This window comes from Rhodococcus sp. 05-2254-5 (assembly GCF_002258575.1).
In the GTDB taxonomy this organism is placed as follows: Bacteria; Actinomycetota; Actinomycetes; order Mycobacteriales; family Mycobacteriaceae; genus Rhodococcoides; species Rhodococcoides fascians.
Genome location: NZ_NOZG01000020.1, coordinates 154,250 through 168,083 on the forward strand (window position 1 = coordinate 154,250; position 13,834 = coordinate 168,083).

Annotated in this window: 15 protein-coding genes; 7 read left to right on the forward strand and 8 right to left on the reverse strand. The window is 64.9% G+C overall.

The annotated features are described in order from the left end of the window. The first annotated feature begins 22 nt into the window (after positions 1 to 22). Positions 23 to 733, forward strand: a complete 711-nt coding sequence (locus tag CH278_RS12505; protein WP_032371096.1) for a YoaK family protein — start codon at positions 23 to 25, stop codon at positions 731 to 733. Here CH278_RS12505 and CH278_RS12510 read toward each other — a convergent pair. The 3 genes from CH278_RS12510 to CH278_RS12520 are packed head-to-tail and all read right to left on the reverse strand — an operon-like array spanning position 730 to position 3,886. Beyond that, entirely contained in the window at positions 730 to 2,415 is a 1,686-nt protein-coding gene (locus CH278_RS12510; RefSeq protein ID WP_032371097.1) for a flavin monoamine oxidase family protein, read from the reverse strand. The genes CH278_RS12505 and CH278_RS12510 overlap by 4 nt on opposite strands. After that, positions 2,412 to 3,257, reverse strand: a complete 846-nt coding sequence (locus tag CH278_RS12515) for a carbon-nitrogen hydrolase family protein (RefSeq protein WP_094622010.1) — start codon at positions 3,255 to 3,257, stop codon at positions 2,412 to 2,414. Before CH278_RS12515 ends, CH278_RS12510 begins: the two co-directional genes overlap by 4 nt. Further along, entirely contained in the window at positions 3,254 to 3,886 is a 633-nt protein-coding gene (locus CH278_RS12520; RefSeq protein ID WP_094622011.1) for a helix-turn-helix domain-containing protein, read from the reverse strand. The genes CH278_RS12515 and CH278_RS12520 overlap by 4 nt, the downstream gene beginning before the upstream one ends. A gap of 115 nt (positions 3,887 to 4,001) precedes the next feature. On the opposite strand from CH278_RS12520, the gene speB reads away from it, so the two are divergent. Continuing rightward, positions 4,002 to 4,961 carry an agmatinase gene (gene speB, locus CH278_RS12525; protein ID WP_027496227.1) on the forward strand — a complete coding sequence of 320 codons (960 nt, stop codon included), beginning with the start codon at positions 4,002 to 4,004 and terminating at the stop codon, positions 4,959 to 4,961. Positions 4,962 to 4,968: 7 nt separating this feature from the next. Here the strand turns inward: speB and CH278_RS12530 are convergent, their stop codons facing one another. Both CH278_RS12530 and CH278_RS12535 read right to left on the reverse strand, forming a co-directional pair. Further along, positions 4,969 to 5,868, reverse strand: coding sequence for a universal stress protein (locus CH278_RS12530; protein ID WP_094622012.1), 900 nt, complete (start codon positions 5,866 to 5,868; stop codon positions 4,969 to 4,971). After that, a complete protein-coding gene (locus CH278_RS12535) occupies positions 5,865 to 7,304 on the reverse strand; it encodes an amino acid permease (RefSeq protein ID WP_032383632.1) in 1,440 nt (479 codons plus the stop codon). The genes CH278_RS12530 and CH278_RS12535 overlap by 4 nt, the downstream gene beginning before the upstream one ends. Positions 7,305 to 7,519: 215 nt before the next feature. On the opposite strand from CH278_RS12535, the gene CH278_RS12540 reads away from it, so the two are divergent. From CH278_RS12540 to CH278_RS12550, 4 genes are all read left to right on the forward strand, one after another. Continuing rightward, positions 7,520 to 8,734: a PucR family transcriptional regulator gene (locus CH278_RS12540; protein WP_032366258.1), complete on the forward strand. Its 1,215-nt coding sequence runs from the start codon at positions 7,520 to 7,522 to the stop codon at positions 8,732 to 8,734. Between the two features lie 160 nt (positions 8,735 to 8,894). Further along, on the forward strand, positions 8,895 to 9,050 hold the full coding sequence (locus CH278_RS27530; protein WP_167326732.1) for a hypothetical protein: 156 nt from the start codon (positions 8,895 to 8,897) through the stop codon (positions 9,048 to 9,050). Beyond that, positions 9,047 to 10,111, forward strand: coding sequence for a TerC family protein (locus CH278_RS12545; protein ID WP_032371100.1), 1,065 nt, complete (start codon positions 9,047 to 9,049; stop codon positions 10,109 to 10,111). The genes CH278_RS27530 and CH278_RS12545 overlap by 4 nt, the downstream gene beginning before the upstream one ends. Before the next feature lie 79 nt (positions 10,112 to 10,190). Beyond that, entirely contained in the window at positions 10,191 to 10,739 is a 549-nt protein-coding gene (locus tag CH278_RS12550) for a Dps family protein (protein WP_027496222.1), read from the forward strand. A 74-nt stretch (positions 10,740 to 10,813) separates the two neighbouring features. Here the strand turns inward: CH278_RS12550 and CH278_RS12555 are convergent, their stop codons facing one another. Then, a complete protein-coding gene (locus tag CH278_RS12555; RefSeq protein ID WP_027496221.1) occupies positions 10,814 to 11,275 on the reverse strand; it encodes a hypothetical protein in 462 nt (153 codons plus the stop codon). Positions 11,276 to 11,393: 118 nt separating this feature from the next. Here CH278_RS12555 and CH278_RS12560 point away from each other — a divergent pair, with 118 nt between their 5' ends. Further along, on the forward strand, positions 11,394 to 11,591 hold the full coding sequence (locus tag CH278_RS12560; protein WP_027496220.1) for a CsbD family protein: 198 nt from the start codon (positions 11,394 to 11,396) through the stop codon (positions 11,589 to 11,591). Positions 11,592 to 11,653: 62 nt separating this feature from the next. On the opposite strand, the gene CH278_RS12565 is transcribed toward CH278_RS12560, so the two are convergent. Both CH278_RS12565 and CH278_RS12570 read right to left on the reverse strand, forming a co-directional pair. Beyond that, positions 11,654 to 12,388 carry an EAL domain-containing protein gene (locus CH278_RS12565; RefSeq protein WP_230074240.1) on the reverse strand — a complete coding sequence of 245 codons (735 nt, stop codon included), beginning with the start codon at positions 12,386 to 12,388 and terminating at the stop codon, positions 11,654 to 11,656. Then, positions 12,385 to 13,641, reverse strand: a complete 1,257-nt coding sequence (locus CH278_RS12570) for a PucR family transcriptional regulator (RefSeq protein WP_032366259.1) — start codon at positions 13,639 to 13,641, stop codon at positions 12,385 to 12,387. Before CH278_RS12570 ends, CH278_RS12565 begins: the two co-directional genes overlap by 4 nt. Positions 13,642 to 13,834 lie beyond the last annotated feature (193 nt).

The window sequence follows — 13,834 nt, forward strand, 5'->3', positions numbered from 1 at the left end:
CCCTCTGTGTCAGGATTTCGCGATGACCACCCCTCGTCCTGAACCCCAGATCTCCGTCGCCACCGCAAAGTCGGTTCGGCTCGGAGTGCTGCTGGCGGCAGTGGGCGGATTTCTGGATGCGTACACCTATGTCACTCGCGGCGGTGTGTTCGCCGGTGCCCAGACCGGCAACGTGGTGCTGCTCGGCGTGGACGTGGCGGGCGGGCGTTGGGTGGAGGCGCTGGTGTTCCTGCCGCCGTTGACGGCGTTCGTTCTGGGTGTCATGACGGCGGAGTTCATCGCGTTGCCTGCGATCGAGAGGATCGTGCGCAGGCCGGTGCGGGCTGTGCTCTGCTACGAGATCCTGGTTCTGGTGATCGTCGGGTTTCTGCCGGCAACGGTTCCCGATGCGGTGGTGTCGGTCATCCTCGCGCATGTCGCGGGCGTGCAAGTGACGACCTTTCGGGTGTTGGTGGATTCGCCGTTCAACACGACGATGACGACCGGCAACCTCCGCACCATGGCCATGGCGGCGTTTCATCGTGTGGTCGAGCACGATCGGGAGGCGGGGATCAGGGCTCGGCGGTTCGGCACGGTCATCGCCGGATTTCTCGGCGGCGCTGTACTCGGCGCGGTGTCGGTGGAACTGTTCGCTCTGCGCGCGATCTGGGTGGTGGCCGTCATGCTAATCGTTGCGCTGGCACTGTTCGTCTTCGACGAGCGCCCACCTCGGTCGGCTGCAACGAAGCGTTAGTCGCCCAGTCGAAGCGGCGCGATGGAGTCGAAGACGTCCCCCGGGCCCGGGTTGTCCGGTGCCGAGGTGCCACCCAGATGATGTACGACGCCCCACACCGCGTTCAGTGCTGTGTGAATCGCGCCCTCCGCCCAACCGGCGGTCCACGAGATGTCGTCGCCGGCAAGGAAGATGCCGCGGTGTCGGGGTTCGAGTTCGTCCTGCACGAAGTGGGTGAACAGTCTTTCCTGATAGCGGTAGTGCCCCGGCAGGTTGGCCTTGAACGCACCCATGAAGTCGCGCTCGGTCTCCCAGGACAGCGTCACCGGAGTCGAGATGATGTGGCTGCGGAAGTCGACGCCCGGGTAGATCTCCTCGAGCGATCGCAACATGATGTTCATGCGTTCGGTGGGATCGAGAGCCAGCAGTTTGAGCGAGTCGTCGGACCAGGTGTAGGACAGGCAGATCAGCCCCGGCTTTCCTTCGCCCTGATCGAGAAGGTATGTGCCGCGGCTCATCCGGTCGGTCAGCGTCATGCTGACCAGATCACGCCCGGTCACCGGGTCCTTGTCTTTCCAGAACGGCCGATCGACGAGTGCGAAGACCTTCGTCGACCCCATGTAGTGGGTACGTTCGATGGCGGTCCAGTGGTCGATCGGGAACAGATCGTCGTCGCACCTGATGTTGCTGAGCAACATCCAACTCTGCGCGGTCACGACCGCGGCCGCGTACGTCCGAATGTTTCCTCGGTCGTCGTGGATCGTCGTGCCGCCCCCGGTGCGCCTGATCTCGGTGACGCGCGGCATCGTGGTGCCGCCGTTCACCGAGGAGACCGACGTACCCGCCGGCCAGTGCGCCAGGTCCGCGGGTGTGTCGGTCCACAACCGCATCGGCAGCTGCTGTGACCCGCCGACTATGCCGCGGTGGTGATCGTCGGCTGCGGTGATGACGACACGAAGGATCTCGAGAATGGAGTTGGGATAGTCGGTGTCCCAACCTCCTGTTCCGAAACCGACCTGGCCGAACAACTCTCGCATGCGAAACGACGAGAAATGCTCGGACGCAGCGAGAAATCCGTAGAAGGTCTGATCGTCGAATTTCACGATCAGTTCGTTCCAGATGCGTTTGATCTCGGCCGCGTCCCGCCGGCGGATGGCGCGCTGCAACGGAATCAGTTCGGCGTGCTCCTCGAGCGTTCTGTTCCATGCGTCGGCGACCTCGGCGAAGATCGGCGGGAGATCCTCGAGCTTGCGGGCGTAGTGGCTGGTGCCCTTGAGATCGATCACCGTACTGGGGGTCGCCTCGGCCAACGGGTTCGGGAACGGCGTCGTCTCGAGCCCGACGGAGTCGAGGTAGTGGAACAACGCGGTCGAGGACGGCGGAAACCGCATCGCGCCCATCTCGGCCACCACACCCGGATGTCCCTCGAACGGCACCGATCGCATGCGGCCGCCGATCCGATCCGATTCGTAGACAACCGGTTCCAGGCCGAGCCGAAGCAACTCGCGGGCCACGACCATTCCTGCGAGTCCGCCGCCGACCACCGCGACTCGGGTACCGAGTGCAGCGTCGGGAACGCTACCCAGGCCGGCCGGGTGGGCGAGGTAATCGTCGTAAGCGAACGGAAAGTCCGGCCCGAACATGGTGAGCGGTTGTTCGTCCTCGGGCTCGATCGCGCTGTCCGGGGTGACGGGTGTGGTCATCTGTCGTTCTCCTGCTCGGCTCGTACCGGGCCTGCGGTCCCTGCGGGACGAGGAGCCGTCCGATACAGATCCGGACGTCGGTCGGAAAGGTGGGTGTTGATCGCTCGGGACCTGTCGAGGTCGGCGGGGTCCAAGTGCACCGTCAACAGTTGCTCGTGCACACCGGCTCTGGCGATGTCGGTGCCATCGGGAGAAACGGCGCACGTCAGGCCGCAATAGGTCAGAGTCGACTCGGTGCCGCAGCGGTTGACGTAGGTGACGAACACCTGACTCTCGTAGGCCCGCGTGGGAACCACGTGGGTTGCGATGATCTCGAACGGCGACATCAGACCGGTCGGGACGATCAACCATTGCGTACCCGCGTCGGCGTGCGCGCGGACGGTCTCCGGAAATTCGACGTCGTAGCAGGTGAGCAGACCGCAGCGCAGATCTCCGAAGTCGAACTGCACCACCAACTTCTGGCCTGGGGTGAAGTGGGCACGATCGAGCTCACCGAACAGGTGCGTCTTGCGGTACCGCGCCAGCGATTTACCGGTCGCATCGACGACCTGAACGGCGTTGTACACCGACTCGCCGCTGCGTTCGGGATATCCGTACACGATCGCGACGCCGTGAGCACGGGCGATCTGTGCGACCCTCCCGAAGATCGGCCCGTCCAACGGTTCGGCACGATCGACGACGAGTTCACCGATGTCGTAACCGCTGACCGACATCTCCGGAGTGACCAGGATCGATGCACCTGCCGCCGCGGCTGCCGCAGCCGCAGCATCGAGTGCCGTCAGGTTGGCCTCGACATCGCCGGAGTCCTCCGGCCCCTGATAGAGCGAGACGGTGTTCGTCACCGATGCAACCCCGGCTTTCCGATCGGTAATTCTTCGGGCAGTGCCGGTGCCAGTACCCACAACACTCGCGCCCCACCGCTGCTGTCGCTGCGGAAACTGTGCCGACGGCGCGGCGAGAACGTGAAGGCGTCCCCCGCCCCGAGAGAGATGTCGTCCCCGCCGAAGTCCGCGCCGGGATCGGCTTCGAAGATCACCCGTAGCTCGCCGTCGATCACGTACACGAAGCTCACGTCGAGCGGCAGCGTGTACGCCTCGGACCCACTTCCGCCGCCGTGTTCGATATGCCCCAACAACACCTGCACGCGACGCTCCCCTACCGGCGTCAGCAGATACTCGGTCATCTGTTCTCCACCGAACATGATGCGCGGCAACGACTGTGCGCGTACCATTTCGCCGACGGGTGCGTCGTCGAACAGCGAGCCGACCGGTACGTCGAGCGCGGCGCAGACTCTAACCAGGGATGCGACCGATGCGTTCACCTGATCGCGCTCGAGCTTGGACAGATACCCCTTGGTGACCCCGCAGGTGTAGGCGAGCGCGTCGAGCGTGAGCCGCTTCTTCAGGCGCGCCTCCTTCAGGCGCGCACCGATCCGTGGCGCATCGACGTCAACCTGCGCGGCTGAAGACACCCTTTTCGCCTTTCAGGAAACTTGTGTTGACAAGACCGAGCATCAGAGTAACGCTTGCCGAGCGACATGGTCGACCTTTCGACGGCCGGGCGCTCGACTGCGGAGGGACATCTCGATGAATGCGAACAACCCGGAACACACCCCGGTCGGCCCGCTCGACGCCACCAAGGTCCCCCGTTACGCCGAACCGACGACATTCGCGCGACTCCCCCGGCTCGACGAGGTGTCGCGGGCAGACGTGACGATTCTCGGCGTGCCGTTCGATTCGGGGGTGAGCTACCGGCCGGGTGCGCGCTTCGGACCCGGCCACATTCGTGCGGCGTCGAAACTGTTGCGGCCGTACAACCCTGCCCTGCAGGTCTCGCCGTTCGCACGCCAACAGGTAGCCGACTTCGGCGACATCGGGGTCAATCCGTTCGACATCACCGAAGCGCTGCAGACCGTGCACGATGCCGTGACGGACCTACGTGCCGACGGCTCTTCGGTGCTGACTCTCGGCGGAGACCACACCATCGCGCTCCCGATCCTGCGTTCGCTCGCGCGTGATCACGGGCCGATTGCGGTGTTGCACTTCGACGCCCACCTCGATACCTGGGATACGTATTTCGGTGCGCCGTACACACACGGGACGCCGTTCCGACGAGCCAGCGAGGAAGGGCTCATCGACCTCGAACGCTCCCAGCACATCGGTATCCGCGGCCCTCTCTACAGTGAGCAGGACCTCGAGGACGACCGGGTGCTCGGCTTCCAGGTGATTCGCTCCGACGACTACGAGGTCGACGGCGTGGCCAGCATCGTCGAGCGGATGCGTCGTCGCCTCGACGGTGGCCCGGTCTACGTCTCGGTCGACATCGACGTTCTCGATCCCGCGCATGCTCCGGGCACCGGCACACCCGAGGCCGGCGGGATGACCTCGCGCGAGTTGCTCAACACGCTGCGCGGTCTCGTGGGGCTCAACGTGGTCGGTGCCGACATCGTGGAAGTCGCACCCGCATACGACCACGCCGAGATCACCGGCATCGCGGCGGCCCATGTCGCGTACGAGTTGCTGTCGGTGCTGGCGCTGAACCGGTAGCGGGCACTCACCGGCGCGGCAACACCAGAATCGGTACGGGCGAGTGCCGAATGATCTTCGTTGCCCGTGAACCGAGGAACACCCGAGCGATCGGACCCAACGGCCCGGACGATCCGATGGTCAGCACTTCACCGTCCTGCCAGTGCAGTTCGTCGAGTGCTTCTCGCCAACTGCCCGCGGTCGCCAACTCGGTGTCGACGCGGTCGGCCGGTAACCCCACCGCGACAGCGTCGTCCACCGCAGCGGTCAGCGCCTCGCTCAGTCCTCGGGCGAGCTCCGCTGCTACGTCGTCCTCGGCTCGCAGCCCGATCTCGGGCGGATACATCGTCGCCCCGCGAACGACGAACGAGGCCAAGCGAAGTGGCACACCGGTGTCGCGGGCCAACTCCGCTGTGGGCCCCACGACGCGGGTGGCCTCGCTGTCGCCCGAGAACGCGCACGTGATCCGCGTCAGGACGGCCCGATCTCGAATGCGGTAGCCGCGCGGGGCCAGCGCGACGGTGACCGGCGAGGAATGGAGCAACTTGTCCGCGGTGGAACCGGCGACAACCTGCCCGAGAGCACCGTCACCCGAGGAACCCAGAACCAGGATCGACGCCCCGGTGGTCTCCGCGGCCTCGGTCAATGCAGTGGATACCGAGCGGTGCGACATCCGATGGAACGACGCCGCGACATCGGGTGCGCGTTCCTCCAAGTAGTGGCGGGCTTTCGCCTCCGACTCGGTGGCCGTCGACGCGGCCCAGTCGGCGAACTCGGCGTCGACCCTGGCCATCGACGGCGTCGACCACGGCTTGGGAACCACGGTTGCCACGTCGATGTTCGTGGTCAGGGATCGGGCCAGTTGCGCACCGAGATCGAGGGCACCGACACTCCCCTTGCCGGGCGCGAACGCGATCAGCACGCTCATTCCGCGACCTTTCCGACCGATCGAAGCGCCGAATGATGCCGACCCCACAGGAAGTAGAACGCGAGAACCACGGCGAGCCAGAGCCCGAACCAGAACCACGTGGTCCACCGCAAGCCGGACAGGATGTAGATGCACGCGGCGATGGACAGGATCGGTGTCACCGGGTAGCCCGGCACCTTGAACGGACGCTCGAGGTCGGGCATCGTCCGGCGCAGGACGATCACGCCGATCGCCACGACGATGAACGCGACGAGCGTTCCGATCGACACCAGATCGGCCAACTTGTCCAGCGGAACGAACGCGGCGAGGATCGAGATGATCACCGCGACGACGATCGTGTTGTTGACGGGGGTGTGAGTCCGGGGACTGACCTTCGCGAACGCCTTGGGCAGCATCCCGTCTCGGCCCATGGCGAACAGAATGCGCGTCTGCCCGTACATCGTCACCAGAGTCACCGAGAAGATCGAGATCACCGCGCCCGCCGCCAGAATCGTGGCCGGCCATGCCCGTCCGGTCACATTTCGGAGAATCTCGGCCAACCCGGCTTCTTCCTGCCCGGCGAATGCTGTCCACGGCTGTGTGCCCAACGCCGCGACCGCAACGACGAGGTAGAAGACAATCACCACGACGAGTGCGGCAATGATGGCTCGCGGCATGGTTTTCTGTGGATTCTTCACCTCGTCCCCGGCTGTCGAGACGGCGTCGAGACCGATGAACGAGAAGAAGATGGTGCCGGCCGCCGCGGTGACACCTGCCGCTCCGAGCGGCATGAAGTCCGAGAAGTTGCCGGAATCGAAGGCGGTGAATCCGACGACGGCGAACAGCGCGAGCACGCCCAGCTTGATGACGACCATGACTGCGTTCACCGCTGCGGACTCGCTCGCACCGCGAATGAGCAAGACGGCGCACAGAACGATCAGCACGACGGCGGGCAAGTTCAGGATTCCCGGATCGGCGTCACCCGGTGCCGCGGACAACGCGTGCGGGATGGTGAAGCCGAAGAGGTTACCGAGAAGTTCGTTGAGGTATCCGCTCCAGCCGACCGCGACCGCGGCACTCGACACCCCGTACTCCAGCAGCAGGCAGGCCGCAACACCCATCGCGACCACCTCCCCCATCGTCACGTATGCGTATGAGTACGTCGATCCCGAGACCGGCACCGCCGAGGCCATTTCGGCGTAACAGATAGCGGCGAGCCCGGCGGCAATTCCTGCGGCCAGGAACGACAGGACCACGGCTGGACCGGCTTCGGGAACGGCGAGCGAGAGCACGAAGAAGATGCCGGTGCCGATGGTCGCTCCCACTCCGAACATCGTCAGTTGGAACGTCCCGATGGTGCGTTCCAGACCACCGGGCTGCTGGTCCGGCTCTGCGATCGGTTTCTTGCGGAACAACTGCGAGCGCAGACCCGATGCGGGTCCGTTCGACGATGTCATGGTCGAGACTCCCAACGTGAAGACGAACGGTGCGGACCGAACCGTGCCGCGGGCGGTACAGCAGCCGACGCGAGGCGATTTCGGTGATTCTGCTCCCCGAGCCACCCGGTCGCACACCGAACACGCCGCGCGGTCCACGAGCTCGTCGTCGAGCCGGTGTCGGTGTGAGCGCCGCCTACCATTGACCTCGACTCGGATGGGAGACCCTCGAACACATGGCCACACAGCCGGACGCGACACCGCTCGACGCGGTGGCCGCGCAAGCGGCCTCGGACGCAGGCGGCCTGGACGTCGCGTTCCTGGGGAACTTTCTCGACGTCGTGACCGATGCGGTGGACGCAGGTGTTCCGCTCACCCGCAAGCAACTTCGGGAGTGCCGCGTACACGGCGACGAAGCAGCCCGAGCGGGTGTGGCTCTGCGCGCGTTGCTCGACCTCTACCTGTCGGCGGCGTGGCGATTGTGGCGCGAGTTGCCCGCCGTGCAGGCCGCCGCAGCAGACCCGGCCGGGGTCGTCACCGCGGGCGAGGTCATGCTTCGAGCCGTCGACGACGCCGCGGCCGAACTCGCCGAAGGCTTTCAGCTCGCCCGGCGGACCCTGGTTCGCGTGGAGGTATTGGCACGCCGCGAGTTCGTGGACGATCTGCTCTCCGGAACGGCCGATGTCGCCGGTGTCCTGGGACGTGCGCAGACGTTCGGGCTGGATCTGTCGAGTCCGCACGCAGTCGCCGTGGTCACGTCCACGACTCCGTTCACCGACGCGACGTCGGCCATCGGGCTGGTCGAACGCAGCGTGCAGGGCAGCAAAGGGGACGCCGATCTCCTCGTCGCCACCAAGCAAGGTCGGCTGATCGTGGTGTTTCCGGCACCCGATCGCGAGGCCGTCGACCACGTGCTCACCCGTGTGGGACGAGTCCTCGGTGCGTCTGCAGCCGGCCCGAGCGATACGGTCGACCTGCGCCGTCGCGGCGAATACGGACGGATACAGCTCGGAGTCGGTCGCCCACGCAGCGGCGCAGTCGGCGTGGCGGCGTCGTACCGAGACGCTCTGGACGCGCTCGACCTCGCGTCGTCGCTGGGGCTCGACACACCCGTCGTCGACGCCCGTGATCTGCTCGTCTATCGCGTTCTGATCAGTGATCGCGCCGCGATCGCCGATCTGGTCGAGACGTTGCTGACCCCGTTGACGAGCGCTCGGGGCGGAGCAGGCCCACTGCTGGAAACATTGCAGGTGTACTTCGAGACCGGCGCGAACTCGGCGTCCACCGCACGCCGGATGCATCTGTCAGTGCGCGCGGTCACGTACAGATTGTCGCGAATAAGAGATTTGACCGGGCAAGATGTGGGCAATCCCGTCGAGGCATTTGCGCTGCACACGGCAGTACTCGGCGCGATGTTGCTCGACTGGCCGCGATCCGGCCTGCACTCCTGAATCGCACCTGAGGCCGAGATTGCCGGAAGTCGGCAAGAAAGTCTGCTGAAACATGTCCGCAAAACAACCCTGCCTGCAGTAAAGCAAACAGTCAGACTGGAGTAGTTGCGGTCGAACCGCCCCACATACCGATCGAACGAGAACGTAAGGAGCAGGACAGATGTCGTCGTTGACACAGAAGTTGACCGCGTTCGCTCGCAGCCCTCAGGGCAAACAGATGATCGACCGAGCGCGCCGATATGCAACCAAGCCCGAGAATCAGGCGAAGTTGAAGCAATTGGGCACGAAGTTCACCGGTAAGGGTGGACGTTCATGAACGTCGTCCCATGGTGGGCGTGGGCCGCATTCGGTGCCGTCGTCCTGATCCTGCTGGCCATCGACCTGCTGGCGCACCGCGGCGCGCACATCATCGGCTTCAAGGAGGCCGCGTGGTGGAGCGCACTGTGGGTAGGCGTCGCCATCATCTTCGGCATCGTGGTGTTCTTCACGCTGGGAACAACGGCCGGAGTCGAGTACACGACGGCATGGTTGCTGGAGAAGAGTCTGTCGGTCGACAACCTCTTCGTCTTCGCGCTGATCTTCGGCTACTTCAAGGTCCCCCGTGAGTACCAGCACCGCGTGTTGTTCTTCGGTGTCATCGGCGCCCTGGTCTTCCGTGCCATCTTCCTGGCCGCCGGTGTGGCCATCGTCAGCAAGTTCGCCGCGGTTCTGTTCGTCTTCGCCGCCATCCTGCTCTACAGCGCGTACAAGCTGATGAAGGACGAGGACGACTCGTACGACCCCGGCACCTCCATTGCAGTGCGCTTGCTCAAGAAGATCGTCCCCGTTCAGGACGAGTACTCCGGTACCAAGTTCTTCGTCAAGGAAGCAGGCAAGCGGGTGGCCACGCCACTGCTCGCCGTCGTGGTGGCGATCGAGGCCGCCGACCTGGTCTTCGCGGTCGACAGTGTTCCTGCCGTTCTGGCAGTGACCGACGACCCGTTCATCGTGTATTCCTCGAACGCGTTCGCGATCCTGGGCCTGCGTGCCCTGTACTTCCTGCTCGCAGGGTTGCTCGAGAAGTTCCACTACCTGTCCAAGGGACTGGCGATCATCCTCGCCTTCATCGGCGTCAAGCTGATCCTGCAGGCCGGGCACAAGGTGATCAGCACGTCGATCCCCGAGATCCCGTCCTTCGTCAGCCTGGTGGTCATCGTCGTGGTCCTGGCAGGCTCGATCATCCTGAGCCTGAAGAATCCCCCGGAGGAAGACAGCGCCGACGCGGTCGACAGGGCCGCAGCCGACAGTCCGATCGTCGATCCGACGGACGGAACCTCCACCGCCGGCACCTCGTCGACGGGTACGTCGGGTACCGATTCGCCTCGACTCGACAAGTAGTTCCGCACGACACATGCCCCGCCGGAATCGATCCGGCGGGGCATGTTTGTACTTCGCCGTGATGGGGCAAACCGTCGTCATGGCTGACAAGAACTCGTACACCGTTCCCGGACTCTCGTCGGACGTGGGCGCGCGCGTCGCAGCGATCCTGCAGGATCGCCTGAACGCCTACAACGACCTCCATCTCACGCTCAAGCACATTCACTGGAATGTGGTCGGACCGAACTTCATCTCTGTCCACGAAATGCTCGATCCTCAGGTCGAGGCCGTGCGCGGCTTCGCCGACGAGGTCGCCGAGCGCATCGCGACCCTCGGCTCCTCTGCGAAGGGAACGCCGGGCACCATCGTCAAGGAACGTTCCTGGGACGATTACTCGATCGGCCGGGCGACGGCGATCGAGCACCTCGGCGCTCTCGATCTGGTGTACACCGGGGTCATCGAGACCACCCGTAAGAACATCGAAGAGGTCGGCGAGATCGATCCGATCACCGAGGACATGCTCATCGGCCAGAGCGCCCAGCTCGAACTGTTCCACTGGTTCGTCCGCGCGCACCTGGAGAACTCCGGTGGTCAGCTCTCCACCGCAAGCGCGACCAGCGAAGTCGACGCTGCGAAGCAAGCCGGCTGACAAACATTTCTACCCGAAGCACCGGTCTCGCCGATCACGGCGAGGCCGGTGCTTTTCGTTGTGACAGAGCCAGATCACTCCGTCGGACGCGCCTCGTGGCCGCTGCGACCGTGCGTTCGTCGCTGTTCTTTCATCTCGGCCTCGAAGACGTGCCGACGTCCGTCGAGCAGCTCGTTCCGGACCGCCCGCTCGTGATCACGAAGTACCGTCCAATACCCGTCGTCGAACTCTTCGACGAGCTGGAACGTCCACCGCCCCTGAGCGATGTTGCGGCCGATCATGTCGGTCTCGAGTCGCTGTGCCAACGCGTCGTGCCCGGCGTCCGACAACGCGTCGGAGGCCTCCCCGAGCAGCAGATCCGCGTGTCCCATCAGCTGATGGAACGAGTACAGGTGGCCGCGAGCGCGCTCGACGTATTCGAGTGCCTCGGACAGTTTGCCCGTGGCTGCCACGGTATCGTCGTCCACTCCGTCGGGGCGGCGGTGCTCCGGTGCCGGCGTCTCATGCGAATGTGGGTCGTTCGTCTGTGCAGTCATGAACGGCACGTACCCGCATCCCGTGCCGGCAACACGGCCGGGAGTCCGATGATTACCGACCGCGATCTCGGATATAGCTCCCATGCACGAGCAGCACAATCTATTTCGAGGAGTTCACATGGCTGATTTCATCGACAAGGCAAAGCACAAGGCAGAAGAGCTCGTGGGCGAAGCCAAGGAAAAGATCGGCCACAAGACCGACAACGACGACCTTGCTGCCGAAGGCGCAAAGGACCAGGCGTCGGGCAAGACCAAGCAGGTCGGCGACGACGTCTCGGACGCAGCCGGCAACATCAAGGACAAGTTCACGAACTGATCCATCGATGCAGCAGAACCCCGCACCCAGCCTTCACGGCTCGGGTGCGGGGTTCTTCTCTGTCACAGGCCTTCTGTCGGATTCGGCAGCGGCAGTGGCCGCCCGAACATCCATCCCTGCCCCAAGCTGGCTCCGAGTGCTCTCGCGCGCCGCAGATGTCGACGCGTCTCGATGCCTTCCGCCAGCACGATCGCATTGCTCGACCGAACGTAGGCGCGAACCTGTCGCATCGCCGGTCGGGACCGCAGCGGAGCTCGCACGATCGACGCGTCGAGCTTGACGATGTCCGGTGCCACCAGCGCCAGTAGATCCAGGGTTGCCGGTGTCGCTCCGACGTCGTCCATGGCCACCCCCATCCCGCGTGCGCGCGCGCCGCGGACGAGGGCCATCAGCAACGGAACGTTCCGATCCAGATCACGCTCGGTGATCTCGAGGACCACGTCGAGATCGTCGCCGATGGCGTCGAGGTGCATGTCGACGTCCTGCTCGTCACGGAAGCAACCCGGTTCGATGTTGAGGAAGAACCGCACCCTGCGGGAGTAGGCACGTTCCCTCGCCGCGCGCAGAGCTGCCGCGCGGCAGGCCACATCCACTCGGCCGACGAGTCCCCGTTCACGGGCCAGAGCAAAGACGTCCTCGGGAAGTGCGCTGCTCGGCGACGGCCACCGAGCGAGGGCCTCGTAGCCGACGACATGTCCGGTCGACAGTTCGACGACCGGCTGAAACAGCGCCGCCACCGAATCCACCGACTCGAGCGCCGCGGACGCTGCCAGCACCGCGCCGTCCGAGACAGTCACAGTGATCGCTCGTCCACCGGGGTTCGGCGTGCCTCGAGGCGATCGGCGATCAGTGCTGCGTGCAGTCGCCGCAACCCCGACGGTTTCATCGGATCGAGACCGGTGAGTTGATCCACCCGCTTGAGGCGGTAGTCGACGGTGTTGGGATGCACCGTCAGCCACGTGGCTGTCTTCTTCCTGTTGGAATCGGAGTCCACGAAGGCTTGCAGCGTCGGGAGTAGGTCGACCGAGTCACGGAGTGGATCGATCAGAGTCACGAGGTGCTTTCGACCGAGTCCGGGCCGGCTCACCTGGTACTCGAACACCAGATCCGAGATGCGGTAGGTGCCCGGCGTGTAGTGCAACCTGCGGACCAGGCTCAAGAGCTCGTACAGGTGCGGCGCAGTCACCGAGATGTCGTCGATCGCTGCCGACCCGGTCGTCGCCGTCACTGCGACCTGGCCGGCGTCGGCAAGCCGCTCGACCAGTTCGTCGACGTCGGCACCTGGAACGTCGGGCAGCAGTACCGTTCCGCCCGTCGCACTGATGGATGCGATGGGGGCGATGTCTCCGTTGTGCGCTGCCAGGGCCGCGTGAATTCTCCGCAGCTTCCGTGCGGCCATCATCGCCGCATCGCCGCGCCTACCCCCTTCGTCGGCATGCGCCGGAAAGTGCAGGGCCACGACGTGATACTCCTCGGCGAGCAGCGCACCCATTCGATCGGCGATCCTGCGGGCAGTGCCGTCGCCGGTCAGCAGAGCGTCGAGCAATTCGACGTCGTGCCGTGGACCGTTCTGCGCCAACGTGCGAAACTCGGTGAGATAAGCGTCGGACACCGCCTCGGTGACCACGTTCAGAAGCTCCATGATCAGGATCGTCCGGTCATCACCCGCCGCGCCTGCCTCCCGGTTCACCGCTGACTCGGCAGCCCGTAGACCCAGCGCGCAGCCCTCGTTGATCGCGTGCTGAATTCGGCCGAGTGGCACTCCGTCGCGGGCCCACCGCGTTGCGGCGTCCCGGAAGGTGTCCATGGCCCCCGCGACCGGTAGTCGACCGGAATCGAGGACCCCTGCAGCCAGTTCGCTGCAGGTGGTCGCCATGTCGTCGAGTTCGCCCCGTGCACAGTCGCGCGGCGGCGGTACGTCCTCCGGATCGACGAAATACCGGTTCAGCATTCGCGCGGCAGTCTCCCGGGGCGTCCGCAAGCGGTCCGATGCACGTCGACCACCTGCGTACTCCTCCTGCGCCGTGTCCACACTGTCTGTTGCAGTCACCGAACCCCACCCCTCGTACTCGAAACCCGCGTCAGGTCATGTCCTTCAGGCGGCCGATGTCTGCCCACAACGCCCCTGCCTCGGTATCGAACCGTCCTTCCCCGGCCGAACCGTCGGCCGGGGAAGGACACTCGAACCATAGTGCACAAATAAAACCTGGGGATTGTTTTGGACCGTGAACCCGGCAACAAAT